This is a genomic window from Pyxidicoccus sp. M15 (assembly GCF_056858435.1).
This window is the reverse complement of the sequence record NZ_CM166495.1, coordinates 1,772,601-1,786,721: the sequence shown is the minus strand read 5'-3', so window position 1 is coordinate 1,786,721 and position 14,121 is coordinate 1,772,601. Positions and strand designations below refer to the sequence as shown.

The 14,121-nt window shown below is 71.9% G+C and carries 10 protein-coding genes; 1 reads left to right on the top strand and 9 read right to left on the bottom strand.

Annotated elements, in window-relative coordinates; genetic code table 11:
- Positions 1–24: 24 nt before the first annotated feature.
- From ACX9TP_RS07080 to hslO, 7 genes are all read right to left on the bottom strand, one after another.
- Positions 25–864: a GNAT family N-acetyltransferase gene (locus ACX9TP_RS07080; RefSeq protein WP_482978959.1), complete on the bottom strand. Its 840-nt coding sequence runs from the start codon at positions 862–864 to the stop codon at positions 25–27.
- Between the two features lie 433 nt (positions 865–1,297).
- Complete coding sequence (locus tag ACX9TP_RS07075) at positions 1,298–2,743, bottom strand: sigma-54-dependent transcriptional regulator (protein WP_482978958.1); 1,446 nt, start codon at positions 2,741–2,743, stop codon at positions 1,298–1,300.
- Positions 2,740–5,253 carry an ATP-binding protein gene (locus ACX9TP_RS07070; protein WP_482978957.1) on the bottom strand — a complete coding sequence of 838 codons (2,514 nt, stop codon included), beginning with the start codon at positions 5,251–5,253 and terminating at the stop codon, positions 2,740–2,742. The genes ACX9TP_RS07075 and ACX9TP_RS07070 overlap by 4 nt, the downstream gene beginning before the upstream one ends.
- Complete coding sequence (gene selB / locus ACX9TP_RS07065) at positions 5,250–7,166, bottom strand: selenocysteine-specific translation elongation factor (protein WP_482978956.1); 1,917 nt, start codon at positions 7,164–7,166, stop codon at positions 5,250–5,252. Before selB ends, ACX9TP_RS07070 begins: the two co-directional genes overlap by 4 nt.
- 19 nt (positions 7,167–7,185) lie before the next feature.
- A complete protein-coding gene (locus ACX9TP_RS07060) occupies positions 7,186–7,914 on the bottom strand; it encodes a phosphoribosyltransferase (protein ID WP_482978955.1) in 729 nt (242 codons plus the stop codon).
- Between the two features lie 124 nt (positions 7,915–8,038).
- Positions 8,039–9,070 carry a Glu/Leu/Phe/Val dehydrogenase family protein gene (locus ACX9TP_RS07055; protein WP_482978954.1) on the bottom strand — a complete coding sequence of 344 codons (1,032 nt, stop codon included), beginning with the start codon at positions 9,068–9,070 and terminating at the stop codon, positions 8,039–8,041.
- A 35-nt stretch (positions 9,071–9,105) separates the two neighbouring features.
- A complete protein-coding gene (hslO, locus tag ACX9TP_RS07050; RefSeq protein ID WP_482978953.1) occupies positions 9,106–9,996 on the bottom strand; it encodes an Hsp33 family molecular chaperone HslO in 891 nt (296 codons plus the stop codon).
- A gap of 259 nt (positions 9,997–10,255) precedes the next feature.
- Between hslO and ACX9TP_RS07045 the strand changes: the two genes are divergently transcribed.
- Positions 10,256–10,936, top strand: a complete 681-nt coding sequence (locus tag ACX9TP_RS07045; RefSeq protein WP_482978952.1) for a succinate dehydrogenase/fumarate reductase transmembrane subunit — start codon at positions 10,256–10,258, stop codon at positions 10,934–10,936.
- A gap of 110 nt (positions 10,937–11,046) precedes the next feature.
- On the opposite strand, the gene ACX9TP_RS07040 is transcribed toward ACX9TP_RS07045, so the two are convergent.
- Together ACX9TP_RS07040 and dacB are read right to left on the bottom strand one after the other, a co-directional pair.
- Positions 11,047–11,550, bottom strand: coding sequence for a single-stranded DNA-binding protein (locus ACX9TP_RS07040; RefSeq protein WP_482978951.1), 504 nt, complete (start codon positions 11,548–11,550; stop codon positions 11,047–11,049).
- Positions 11,551–11,754: 204 nt separating this feature from the next.
- Positions 11,755–14,013 carry a D-alanyl-D-alanine carboxypeptidase/D-alanyl-D-alanine endopeptidase gene (dacB, locus tag ACX9TP_RS07035; protein WP_482978950.1) on the bottom strand — a complete coding sequence of 753 codons (2,259 nt, stop codon included), beginning with the start codon at positions 14,011–14,013 and terminating at the stop codon, positions 11,755–11,757.
- Positions 14,014–14,121 lie beyond the last annotated feature (108 nt).

Sequence of the window (14,121 nt, the reverse complement as noted above, 5' to 3'; positions counted from 1 at the left end):
CGTGCCAGGGCGGGCGTTGTCGTTTCAGGGCAGCGGGCCGCGCAGCTCCAGCGTCTCGTTGCGCACCTCCGCGCCCGCCGCGCGCAAGAGCGCGTCCAGCGGCGCGTCGTCCGTCACCACCACGTTGAGCGCATCCACCGCGTCCCCGCACCGGGCGAAGGCGTCCTCCAGCAGCGCCCGCGCATGGCCGGGCGAGGCCGCGAAGAAGGGGAAGAGGAGCTCGGAGGAGGCGCGCAAATCCATCAGCCCCGGCGGGCCTTCCGCGTCCCGGCCCGGCGCGTCCAGCCGCAGCAACCGGTGCGACGCCTTCGTGGCGAAGCGCGCCAGCTTGCCCGGCATCAGCCCGAAGGCGGCCGTCAGCACCTCATGCTCCGCCGGCGCCACCGGCACCACCCGCAGGCCCGGCGGCGCGGCGGGCAGCGCCGCCACGTGGGCCCGCCTCAGCTTGAGGTTGGCCGCCTGGCGCGCGGGCCGCAGCCCCACCGAGGCGTAGAGGTTCAGCGCGGGCGTGTTGTCCCGCTTCACGTACAGCGCCCACCGCTGACAGCCCTGCGCCCGGAGGCCCTCCGCCAGCCGCGCCATCATCCACCGGCCCAGCCCCTGCCCGCGGGCGGACGCGTCCACCACCAGCTGCCCCACGTAGCCCACCTCGCCCAGCGCCTCCGTCACCCCGTAGGCCACCACCCCACCCGGGCCTTCCGCGAAGACGGTGAGCGGCGCGAGCTCTACGGTCCACTGCGGCGGTGGAGGCGGCGGGTCGTCCACCCCCAGCTCCCGGAACAGCCGGGTGAATACCGCATGGTCCTCGGGCCGCGCGCGCCTCACCACCCACGGTGGCGCCTTCTGTCCCACTTCCACAGTCATCAGCCACCCCTCCCAGCACATTGGAAGAGCAACGACGAGGCGAGGGAACTTTCCGGACGTAGAAAAGAAGGCGGCCCGGCACCCCAGAAGGGTGCCAGGCCGCGGGTCTTCTCAAGGTGACTCACCGGAAGTGCTGAAGGGGTGGGGGGGAACCGCCTTCAGCCTCGCTTCGATGTGTCCCGCGCATTCCTTTAGCAGCCCTCGTGCCAGCGTCTCCTGGGAGGCAAAGTCCAATTTTCTCAAGGACTTAGCCCATCACCTGACGTTGCTGGCACCCCCTCATTGCATTGCAGCCCTGAAATGGAGTTGCAGATGTGAAAAGGGCCAGTAATTTCAACCCTTTGGCCTTTTCACCGATGAACCCCGCCCATTTCGGATCTGAATCCATGAGTGCGGAAAAGTTACACCGGTATGCCCAGGCCCTACCCTGTCGCTATTCGCGGGCCAGATCTGCGGGCGGGCGGAGGTTGAGGCGCTTCATCTTCCGCCAGAGGGTGGTGGAGGAGACGCCCAGCTCATCCGCGACGCGGGCGAGGTCCACGCCGTGCCGCTCCAGGGCCTGGGTAATGGCGTGGCGCTCGGCCTCCTCCACCACCTGGGCCAGGGTGGGCCCGGTGCCGGCGGGGCGGCTGCCGCCGCCCTGCCCGTCCAGGAAGGCCACGCTGGGGGTGCCGTGGGAGGGCGTGAGGCGGCCCTGGCGCAGGGGGAAGTCCTCGGGCAGCAGCTCGTCGCCTTCCGAGAGGGCGGCGGCCTGCTCCACCAGGTTCTCCAGCTCGCGCACGTTGCCGGGGAAGTTGTAGCCCATCAGATGCGCCACCGCGGAGGCGGACAGGCGCCTGGGCTTGGGGCTGCGGGCGTTGGCGCGCTCAAGGAAGTGCTCGGCCAGGGCGGGCACGTCCTCCAGGCGCTCGCGCAGCGGCGGCACGCGCAGGGCCACCACGTTGAGGCGGTAGTAGAGGTCCTGGCGGAAGCGCTTCTCGCGCACCTCCAGCTCGATGTCGCGGTTGGTGGCGGCCACGGTGCGCACGTCCACGCGCAGCGCGGTGGACTCGCCCACCCGGCGCACCTCGCCCTCCTGCAGGGCGCGCAGCAGCTTGGACTGGAAGGTGGGGCTGGTCTCCGTCACCTCGTCGATGAAGAGCGTGCCGCCGTCCGCCTCCTCGAAGAGGCCTCGGCGGGCCTTCACCGCGCCGGTGAAGGCGCCCTTGGCGTGGCCGAACAGCTCGCTCTCCAGCAGCGACTCGCTGATGGCGGCGCAGTTGACGGGAACGAAGGAGCGCACCTTGCGGCGGCTGTGCGCGTGGAGCGCGCGGGCCACCAGCTCCTTGCCGGTGCCGCTCTCGCCCTGGATGAGGACGGTGGCGTCGCTCTGGGCCACGCGCATGAGGCGCGAGGTGAGGTCCCTCATGGCGGGACTGCGGCCCACCAGCGCGGACAGGCCGTGGCGCTGGTTGAAGTCGGTGGCGAGGTTGTCCCTGTCGCGCAGCACGCGGGCGCGGTCCAGGGCGCGCTCCACGCGGTAGCGCAGCTCGCTCTCCTTGAAGGGCTTGGTGACGTAGTCGTCGGCGCCCAGGCGCATGGCCTCCACCGCGCTCTCGATGGAGCCGAAGGCCGTCATCATGATGACCTGCAGGCGCGGGGCCACCTCCAGCGCGCGCTTGAGCAGCGTGAGCCCGTCCATGGGCTCCATCTTCAGGTCCGTCAGCAGCAGGTCGATGCTGCCGCCGGCCAGCTGGGCCAGGGCCTCCTCGCCGGTGGCGGCCTCGAAGACGGTGTAGTGCTCCGCGCGCAGCAGCAACGCGGTGGTGGCGCGCATGTTGCGCTGGTCGTCCACGACGAGGATGCGTCCACGGGAGGGCGGGGTGTTCGCGTCAGTCATGGGAAGGACGGGGGCTGCGACAGGGGCAGCCGGAAGGTGAAGGTGGTACCGCGGCCGGGCGTGCTCTCCACGGCGATTTCTCCCCGATGCTCCTCGAGGATGCGCTTGACGACGGCCAGCCCCAGTCCGGTGCCCTGGGCCTTGGTGGTGAAGAAGGGCTCGAAGACGCGGTGGAGCAGCTCCGCGGGAATGCCCGGCCCCTGGTCCGCCACGTCGATGCGCAGCTGGTCCTTGCCCGCGTAGGCCTCGCGGCGCGCGCGCACCTGCACCAGGCCTCCCTGCGGCATGGACTGAATCGCGTTGACGGCCACGTTGACGAGCGCCTGGCGGATGAGCCGCCGGTCCATGGGCACCGGCGGCAGCCCCGGCTCCACGTCCGAGTGGATGTGGACGGGCCGGTCCGCGCCCCCGCCCTGCACCCGCGCGGCCTCCAGCGAGTCCTGCAGCACGCGCCCCAGGTCCTCGTGCTGGAGCACCGGGTCTCTCGGGCGCGTGTAGTCCAGCAAGTCACCCACGATGCGGTTGAGCCGGTCGCTCTCCTCGCCCAGGATGTCCAGCAGCATGGCCGCGTCGCCGCCCGGGTCCAGCAGCCGGCGCAGCGAGGCCACCGCGTTGAAGATGACGCCCAGGGGGTTTCGCACCTCGTGGGCGACAATCGCGGACAGCTCGCCCAGCGCGGCCAGCCGCTCGCGCTTCACCATCTCCGCGCGGGTGGCGGCCAGCTCCGCGTAGCTGGCCCACAGCGACTCGTAGAGGCGCGCGTTGGCGATGGACAGCGCCAGCTGGCCACAGGTGGCCTCGGCCAGCTCGATGAGCTCCGGCCCGAAGGCGCGCGCCCGGCGCGTGTCGTCCACCACCACCACGCCGATGAGCTCCTCGCGCGAGGTGAGCGGCAGGGCGAGCAGCGCCTTCTCCCCGAAGCGCTGGGCGAGGTGCGAGTCGAAGCCGCCGCCCGTGGCCATCACATCCTCGATGGCGATGGGACGGCGCTCGCGGGCCACGCGCGTGGCGAGGCTGTCCCCGTGCAGCGGCAGCACCACCGTGCGGAAGAAGTCGCGGTGGGCCGTGGAGGCGGCGGCGCCGCGCAAGAGCTTCGCCCCCTCGTCGTACAGCATGATGTAGCAGTTGGACACGTCCAGCAGGTGGACGAGGAAGTCGGACGCCACGTCGAGGATGCTGGAGGTCTCCAGCACGCCCGACGTGGTGCGCGCCAGGTCCAGCAGCAGGCGCGTCTCCGCGAGCTGGCGCGAGGACTCCGCGCGCAGCCGGCGCTGCTCCAGCAGCGTCACCAGCAGCTCCGCCAGCGTCCCCAGCAGCCGCACGTCCCGCGCGTCGAAGGGGTGGCCGGCCGCGCGCAGCAGCTGGAGGGTGCCGCACACCTCGCCGCCCCGGGTGAGGCGCGCCACCGCGCCACACCCCAGCCGCCCGCCGGACAAGTCCCCCAGCGCCGCGCCCTGGGCCTCGGTGGACAGCCCACCCTCCCCCTCCGCCGCCACCGCCAGCAGGCCGGTGAGCCGCGCCGCGTGCTCGCCGTCGCGCACCAGGTCCGCCAGCCCCACGTGCGTGGCCAGCGCCAGCGCGCCGCCCTGCGGGGGCGTCAGGTGCAGCGCCGCGGCGCTCCCCTGCAGCAGGTCCGCGACGCGCGCCAGGAAGTCCTCCAGCGAGGGCGGGACCGGCTGCGCGACGAAGCGCGCCACCTGGGCCACGGCCTCCATCTCCCAGCGGCTGCGCGCGCCGTCCGCCTGCACGCGCGCGTCCGTCAGCGCGGCGCCCACCACCTTCGCGAAGAGCGTCAGCACCGAGCCATGGCGGGGCGCCACCCACGGCCCCTGCACCCACAGCACCTCGTCCTGCGGACCGCCCACGGGGATGTAGACGTGCGAGGGCGAGGCGCGCTCCGTGCCGCCGAACACGGGGCGCCCGTCGGCCAGCGACTCCAGACCCAGGCGCACGTCCTCCGGCAGGGGCTCGCCGTCACGCGCCAGCAGCCGCTCGCCGTCCCAGCGCAGCAGCCGGACGCGGAAGCCCGCGTCCTGGAGCCCCTTCAGCGCCACGCGGCGCACCGCGTCCTCGGAGTGCGCGGACACCAGGCCCGCGGACGTGTCCACCAGGCGCTCGGCGACGGTCATCTCCGGCGGCGTGTCCTGGAGCGGCAGGCAGTTGAGCAGCCGCGCACTGCCGCCGCCCTCCAGCTGCACGCGCGTGGAGTACAGGGCCACCTCGCGGGTGACGCCGCCCGCGCAGGGCACCTGGTAGACCTGCGTGCGCGGGTCCATCGTCGCGTCGCCGGACTCCTGCAGGCGGTAGCGCTCGGACAGGCGGCTGCGCTCCTCCGGCTGGACGAAGTCCATCACGGAGCGGCCCTCCACCTGCTCGCGAGGAAGCCCCAGCAGCCCGAGGTAGGCCGCGTTGACAGCGGACACGCGCCCGTCGACGACCGCCACCATGGGGTTGTCGAAGGGCTCGATGAGGGCGCGCAGGTCGGCCTCGCTGTAACGCTTCATGCTCATCCGCGACGCAGCACCCGCTTCTCGCCCACCCTGAGTGTGACCTTCTCCCGGTCGAAGTACTCCGACAGCGGGATGACGAACTTGCGGCTCTGGCCGACCATTTCCTTGAAGGCCTGGGTGGTAATCTCCTTCTTCTCGCGAAGGTGGGCAACCAGGCGCTCACGCAGGCCCGCGAGCGCTCCCGCGTCGAAGCACAGCTCGTCGCTGACGCGCACCGCCATCCCCCCCGCCACCATCACCTTCAACAACTCCTGGAGCCGGGGCATGGGCAGCTGGAGCTTCTGCGCCAGCTCATTGAGGGTGGGCGGCGCCAGCCCCGCGGCGGACAGCTCCGCGGCCAGCTTCGTGCGGGCCGCCTCGTCCCCCAGCGACAGCGTGCGGCCCCGCCCCTTGAGGCGCACCACCTCCCTGTCCAGCTCCACCTTCCCCGCGTCCACCAACGCCTGCGTCACCCGCTGGAAGGTGCGCGAGTCCAGCTCGGCGGACAGGCGCTGGCGCAGCTCCTCGCGCGGCAGGCCTTCACGCAGGGGCTCGCGCTCATGGAAGGCGGCCAGCAGGGCCAGCGCCCGCCCCTGCAGTCCCTCGAAGACCTCGCCGGAGAGGTACAGCCGCCGCTCGCGGTCCACCAGCAGCGCCCCGCCCCGCGCGCCCAACAGCTCCAGCGCGCGCGAAAGGACTTTCGGCCCCAGCCCGGAGCGGCCGAACAGCTCCGGCTGCGTCAGCCCCCGGTAGCCGGCCTGGCGCAACAGCCACGCCACCTGCCCCGACGGCTCCGCCTCCAGGAGCGGCGCCACCACCGCCGAGCCCCCCTTGCGGCGCCGGGGCGGCGTAATGGACAGGATGCGGCCCCCCGCCACCGTGGCCCCGCGACCGGGCAGCGCGCGCGAGCCGCGCAGGATGAAGCGCTGCCCCACCAGCGCGCCCACGGGCCCGTCCAGCCGCAGCTGCGCCAGCGCCGTCTCGCCGGGCTCCAGCCGCTCCACGTCCAGCAGCGCCACCGTGGCCTCCACCTGCGCGGTGCCCAGGTGCAAAAGCAGCTTCCGGCGGCGGGGCAGCGCCGCCTCCGCCGCGGGCAGCAGCGCCAGCTCCACGTCCAGCATGCGCGTCTCCGGCAGCTCCCCCGAGCGCACCAGCACCATGCCCCGGTGCAGCGCCTCCGGCTCCACGCCGGTGACATTCACCGCCGCGCGCTGGCCCGCCTCCACCTTCGGCACCGCCTGCCCGTGCACCTGCACGCCGCGCACGCGAAAGGGGCCGGGCAGCCCGGGCAGCAGCGCCACCGCGTCCTCCACCGCCACCGCGCCCGACAGCAGCGTGCCCGTCACCACCGTGCCGAAGCCTTTGATGGTGAAGACCCGGTCCACCGGCAGGAAGGCGGGGCCCTCCGAAGGACGCTTCGGCAGGGCGCGGGCGGCGCGGGTGAGCGCGGACTTGAGCGCGTCCAGCCCCTCGCCCGTCTTCGACGAGCAGGGCACCACGGGCGCGCCCTCCAGGAAGGTGCCCGCGGTGAGCGCCCCCAGGTCCGCCTCCACCAGCGCGCGCCACTCCGGGCCCAGCTCCGCCAGCAGGTCCGACTTGGTGAGCGCGATGACGCCGGCCCTCACGCCCAAGAGCCGGCAGATGTCCAGGTGCTCGCGCGTCTGGGGCATGACGCCCTCGTCCGCGGCCACCACCAGCACCGCCAGGTCCACGCCGCCGGCGCCCGCGGCCATGGCCTTCACGAAGCGCTCGTGGCCGGGCACGTCCACCACGCCGGCCACCGTGCCGTCGTCCAGCGTGAGGTGGGCGAAGCCCAGCTCCAGGGTGATTCCGCGCCGCTTCTCTTCCTTGAGCCGGTCGGTGTCGATGCCGGTGAGCGCCTTCACCAGGGACGTCTTGCCGTGGTCGATGTGCCCCGCCGTCCCGACAATCATCGCCCCACCGCGCCGGGGCTCACGCCCCCGCCTTGTCCGGGTCCTCGTCGAAGCGCGCGTCGCCGGTGGCCGGCTCGTAGTCCCAGGGGAAGACCACCAGCGTGGCGGTGGCCAGCGCGCTGTAGTCCGGCGCGAAGCCCTCCGGCCGCGCCACCAGGCACGCCGTCTCCACCTTCTTCGCGCCCACCTCGCGCGCCAGCTGCGACGCCAGCTCCAGCGTGTCACCGCTGGAGGCCACGTCGTCCACAATCAGCACGCGGCGGCCCTTCAGCTCGCGCGGCATCTCCCCGGCGACCTTCGGCTTGCCCCGGCCGCGGGCACCCTCACCCCTGTCCCGGCTGCGGCGGCTGATGCGCACCGGGAAGAACTCGCAGCCGAGCGCCGACGACAGCGCCCCGCCCACGAAGACGCCGCCGTGGGCCACGCCCACCACCGCCTGCGGCGCGAAGGACGCGCGGATGGCGCCGGCCAGCTCCTGCACGGCGCGGTCGAACTCCGCCCAGGTCAGCTCGCGCACGCCTCCGGCGGACTTCTTGCGCGACTGGTCCTTGCCCGTGGGCTGGCGGGGGGCCTCCACCTGCGGCGCCAACACCATGTCCGCGGGAATGGAGACGAGCTTCTCCGCCTGCCTCCGGTCCGCCTTCGACGCGGAAGGAGAGGGAGGGGAGGACTTCTTCGGGGAGGACTTCGCGGTGGGCTTGCGCTTGCCCTGGGCCTTGGGCCCGGGCGCTGCCCGCTTGGTGGCCACGGCGTTGACTCCGGCTGGGGTGCGTGCGGGCCCCGTCATACCCCGAGCCACACGCCCTGGCCACATCCGGCCGCCTCTTCATCGTCGGAAGACGAGGAGAGGCGGCGCGCGGACCCGGCCGCCCTCAGGCGGCCAGCTTCTCTTCCACCATGCGGTCGGCCACCTGCTCGGGGCGGAGGCCGGAGTCCTTCGCGCGGGCCAGCACCGTGTCGATGGTCTCGAAGATGAGCGCGGCGCGGGCGTAGGCCTTCTCCCGGTTGTACCCCGCCCACTCCTGGGCCACGTTGATGAGGCCGCCGGCGTTGGCCGCGTAGTCCGGCACGTACAGGATGCCGCGCTTCGCCAGCTGCTCGCCGTGGCGCGTGGTGAGCAGCTGATTGTTGGCCGCGCCACACACCGCCTTCACGCGCAGCAGCGGCAGGGTGGTGTCATTGATGGCGCCGCCCAGCGCGCAGGGGGCGTAGATGTCCGCCTCCATGCGGTGCAGCTCGTCGGCCGTCACCGAGGTGGCCCCGTACTGCTTCACGGCGTGCTCCACGCTCGCGGGGTTGATGTCGCTCACCCACACCTTCGCGCCGCGCTCGTGCAGCTCCTTCACGAGGTACATGCCCACGTGGCCCACGCCCAGCACGGTGACGCGCAGCCCCTTGAGGTCCGGCCGGCCGAAGAGGTGCTTCGCCGTGGCCTCCATGGCGCGCGCCACGCCGTACGCCGTCACCGGCGACGGGTCCCCGCTGCGCTCCTTCAGGCCGACGACGTTCTTCGTGTGCTTGCGCACGTGCTCCATGTCGTCCGGGCTGGTGCCGCTGTCCTCGGTGGTGATGTAGCGGCCGCCGAGCGACTCCACCGCGCGGCCGAAGGACTCGAAGAGCTTCGCCCGGTCGAAGTTGCCGCGGGGCAGCATGATGACGGCCTTGCCGCCGCCGTGCGGCAGTCCGGCGAGCGCCGCCTTGTACGTCATGCCCCGCGCGAGCCGGAGCGCGTCCGCGACGGCTTCCTCCTCGCTCGTGTAGGTCGCCAGCGCGCGCGTGCCGCCCAGGCCCGGCCCCAGCCGCGTGTTGTGCATGCCGACGATGGCGCGCAGCCCCGTCCGCGAATCACTGAGAAGGTGGACGGCCTCGTAGCCGCCCTCGAGCAGTTGCGTGAAGTAGCTCATGGCGCGGCGGCAAGTACCGTTGAGGCCCTCTCAAGTCAAATCTCGCCGGCCTCCAACATGGCCCGAATTTCCTCTCCTGGAATGACGTAGCGCGTCGTGCAGAACTGGCACGTGGCCTCCGCCTGTCCTTCCTTCTCCAGGAGGTCCGTCAGCTCCTCGCGCCCCATGGCCAGCAGCGCGCGCTTCACGCGGTCCTTGCTGCACGAACAGCCGAAGCGCAGGGGATACCGCGACATCACCTCGAAGTCGGACTCGGGCAGCAGCGCACGCAGCACCGCCGAGGCGCCGGCCGCCGCATGCGCCTGGAGCACGGGCACGAAGTCGCGGCGCAGCCGCGGGCCCATTTCCTTGAAGGCGTCCATGTCCCCGCTGGGGAGCGGCTGGACGAGCAGGCCCGCGACGATGCCCAGCGACTCGGCCGCGCCGTCGCCCCCGGAGGGCACCTGGGCGAGCAGCAGGTGCGAGGGGAGCTGGTCGGACTGGTGGAGGTAGCGCTCCATGTCGGCCGCCAGGTCGAAGTGCACCAGCTCCACCGAGGAGCGGTAGAACTCGCCGCCGCCCTGATCGCGCAGCACGGACAGGAAGCCCTTGTTCCCCAGCACGGGACGCCAGTGGTACTGGCCCTCGCCGCCCACGTACTCCACCTGCGGGTTCTTCACGTAGCCGCGCACCAGCCCGGAGGCGTCGCCGTCCACGAAGAGGCCGCGCAGGGGGCCGTCGCACTCCACCTGGAGGTTGATGCGCGCGTCGTGCTTCTGGAGGGCGCCCAGGAGGGCGGCGGCGGTGAGGGCCTGCGACAGGAGGGCCGCGGCGGCGGGGGCGGTGCCATGGGTGGCGCGCGCCTGGCGGGACAGCTCCGGGGTGGTGGCCAGCACCACGCGCAGGTCCGTCTTCTTCAGCAATCCACTGACGAGCTCGTCGGACATAGGGAAGCGACTAGCGTGCCCGAGCCCGCATTGCCCGCCAACGACAGAAGGCGGGCGCCCCTCCGCCCGTCGGGGGAGCAGCAGCCCACCCCGGGGTGACGCATAAGGTCAGCCTTATGCCTCCGTGTGGGGCGGCTGGTATCCGGGGATGCGGAAGAAATCCAGCCTCCCGGCCGGAACGGTTATAAACCGCCGTCCGACTGTCACCTGACATTGACTTGGACGCGGTACCCGCCCGCGCGCCGTCGCTGGAGACCCGATGAGCAGCCAAGCCGCCGCAGCCGTTCCGACGAAGACACCGCTCCTCAAGTCCCGCCTGGGCTCGTTCCTGGCCGTGGTGCCCCTGTCCATCTGGGTCATCAACCACATCTGGGACAACCTCTCCGCCTTCAACGGCGCGGCGGCGTGGGAGGCGTCGGTGACGACGTACTCCAACCCGTTCGCCCAGGCCTTCACCTTCCTCATCGTCATCCTGCCGCTGCTCATCCACACCGGTTGGGGCCTCGTGCGGCTGTTCAGCTTCAAGCCCAACAACGGGCGCTACAACAACTACGGCAACCTCAAGTACATCGTGCAGCGCATCAGCGCGGTGGGCGTGCTGTTCTTCCTCGGCGCCCACATCTGGCTGGCCTTCCTGCACCCGCGCCTGGTGGAGGGGCACCCCGAGCCGTTCTCCGACATCGCCCGGGAGATGCACCACCACATGCCCACGCTCATCGTCTACCTGCTGGGCACGCTGGGCACCGCGTACCACCTGGCCAACGGCCTCCAGGGCTTCGCCATGTACTGGGGCATCTTCGCCAGCGACCGCTCCATGCGCCGCTTCGAGCCGGTCGTCATCGGCCTGTTCCTGCTCCTGACGGCGATGAGCTGGGCGGTCATCTACGCGCTCTACACCGCGGGCGCCGCCTTCAGCCCGGTGGGCGCCACCCCTCCGTGACGTGAGCCCCGGGGCCCGCGCCCGCGGGCCTTCACGGAGACGCGAAAGACAACCGGCCGCCCCCCAAGCCTCGGGGAGCGGCCGGTTTCATTTCCAGGGGCTATAGCAGGTCAGAACGGGATGTCGTCGTCACCACCGGCGTGGCCACCACCCATGTTGTTGCTGTCATCCATGGGGGGCGGCTGGCCGTAGTCGGAGTCCATGCCGTTGCCGCGCTGGGGACCACCCGAGGACCGGCGTCCGCCGCCACCACTGCCGGCGCTCATGCCCTCTCCGGCGTCACGACCGCCGAGGAACGTCACGGCGTTGGCCACGACCTCCGTGGTGTAGTTCTTCCGGTTCTCCTTGTCGGTCCACTCGCGCGTCTGCAGGCGGCCCTCGACGTAGCACTGCCGTCCCTTCTTCAGGTACTCGCCGCAGAGTTCCGCGAGCTTTCCCCAGACGACGATGCGGTGCCACTCGGTCCGCTCCTGCTTCTGGCCATTCTTGTCCGTCCAGCTCTCGCTGGTGGCGATGCGGAAGTTCGCCACCGCCTGACCGCCCGGGGTGAAGCGAACCTCGGGGTCCGCCCCCAGGTTGCCGATGAGAATGACCTTGTTCACGCCTCCAGCCATGACTGCGTTCCTTTCACGAGAACCGACCCACCACGGGCCGGTTGCACCCCGCCAGGACAGCTCCTGGCAGGTTGGCTTCCACCTATAGCAGTGCACACCGACATCCGGCTGGGCGCCAGAAATGTTCCGGGGGGGCTGTCAGCCTGCCTGCTCCCCGGGCGAGGAGGCCCACGCCCGGGGTTGGTGGTGCCTGGGAACGCGGTGCTACCCGCCGGGACGCGTCTCGGCGGTGCGTGACTCGGGCGGGCTGCCGGGGCGCGGCGCGTTGCCGGCCGGGGCCACCACATTCACGGGGGTGAGGCCGTCCTTGGGCGGGGCCTTGGCCTCGGCCACCTTCTGCGACAGGGTGGAGTCCAGCCCCTTGGCGAAGGCGGCGAGCTGCGGGTCCGTGGCGCCCAGCGTGCGGCGCAGGGACTTCCAGAAGGGATGGTCCGCCTGGCCGGCCTGCACCAGCGCGCGGGCCAGCAGCGTGGTGGAGGCCTCGCGGTCTCCAGCGCTGGCGCCTCGCAGGGCCACCACCAGCTCCTCGGGGGCGGTGCGGGCCACCTCGCCCAGCGCCTCGGACATCTCCCGCTGCGACTGCGCGTCCGTCCCGGCGGCGCCCGCCAGCTCCAGCACGCGGGCCAGCGCCTCGGTATTACCGCCGGCGGCCAGCTCCACCATGCTGCTGACGCCCGGCACGTCGACGGAGAGGACGCGGGCCACCTCCCTCAGGCGGCCGTACACCTCGCCGGTGGCGGCGTAGCTGTCCAGCAGCGTGCGCGCGCCCAGGTAGTCATGCGGGTTGGACTGGTAGAGGCTCTCCGCCAGCACCGCGCGCACCGCCGGGTCCCTCTCGCTGCGCCACGCGGTGCGCAGGAAGCCGATGTTGCGCTGGTCGCGCTGCCGGCCCAGGTCCAGGTACGTCTTGATGCGGGCGGCCACGTCGTTGATGGCCCCGGCCGGACGGCCGTTGTCGGCCAGCGCGGCCACCGCGTTGGACGGCCCCAGGCTGGAGCCGGTGGCGGCCACCGCCGCGCCCAGCGCGTCCAGGCCGGCGACGATGGGGCCGGCGCGGCCCGCGAAGTCGTTGGCGATGATGGAGAAGGTGAAGCGCTCACCGCCCGCGCTCGTCACGTAGCCGCTGAGCGCGGAGACGCTCTCCAGCGTGCCCGTCTTGGCGCGCAGGCGGCCCACCGCGTCGCTGCCCTCGAAGCGGTACTTCAGCGTGCCGTCCTTGCCGGCGATGGGCACGGAGGACATGTACTCGGGCGCGAAGGGGAAGCGCTCGTACATGTAGCGAAGCAGTCGGTTGAGCTGCGCGGTGGAGAAGCGGTTGGCGTCGTTGAGGCCGCTGCCGTTCTTCATCACGTAGGTGCCGCGGGGGATGCCCACCTCGCGCTCGAGGAACTGCTCCACCACCTCCACGCCCTTGGTGAAGGAGCCCGGCGTGCCCTTGAGCTCCGCGCCCATCGTCTTGAGCAGCTGCTCGGCGACGAAGTTGCTGGAGAGCTTGTTGAGGCGCTTGAGGATGACGTCGAACGTGTCCGACTGGGACACGTACAGCATCTTCGCCTTGGAGGGCGTCAGGCCGACCTTGACCCGGCCCTTCATCTTCACGCCCCGCGTGGTGAGCATCTGCTTGAGCGTCTGCCCGTAGTACATGGGCGGGTTGTCGATCTTCTTCCACACGCTGACGGCGCCGCCGCGCTCGCTGGGGAGCTGGCCGCGCACGACAATCTTCTGCACCGGGCCGGACGGGTCGGACGTCACCGACACGCGGCGCGCGCGCGCCGAGCCCGTGCCCAGCTGGTTCTCCACCACGAAGTAGTCGCTGGGCGGCTCCATCTCCACCGTGCCCTTGGCGCCGGGGGCGTTGCCGGGGCGCAGGTAGATGGCGGCGGCGTTCCAGTTGAGGCTCAGCGCGCCGGTGGGCGCCATGTACGCGCGGTCCGAGTCCTCCTGGTCATAGCCGGGCGGCGTGCGCTCGGCGTCGAACCAGGCGTCGTCCACGACAATCTCGCCCACCTCGCGCACGCCCGCGTGCCACAGCTCCGCGACGACACCCCACAGGCGCTCGGTCGTCATGGAGGGGTCGCCCTTGCCGCGCACGTAGAGCGTCTTCACCTTGCCGTCCGCGCCTAGCTCCGGGTCCACGAGGAACTCGGTGTCGTAGCGGAACTCGGGCCCGAGCGCGGCGAGCGCCGCCGCGGACGTGACGAGCTTCACGTTGGACGCCGGGTTGAGCAGCTCGTCGGCGTTGTGGCTGAACACGATGGCGCCGTCGTCCAGGCTCTGCATCTGGACGCCCACGCGGCTCGCCTTCAACGACGAGCGCTGGAGCACCTCCATCAAGGCCTGCTTCAACGCCTCACGGTCCGCGCGCTTCTCGGCGGAGGGAGGCGCCGACCACGCGGCGCTCGGGAGTGTCAGGAAAATGATGGCTGCTGCGGCCAAGTAGGGGCTGGCTCGATGGACCTGCACACTCTCTCCGGGGAAGTCGCTGGCCATTATGCGGAAGGGGGTGAAAGCCCGGCAAGGGAGAGAGGCAGCAGGAGTCCACGGTTGGGCGCTCGCTCTTCCACCAGGCGG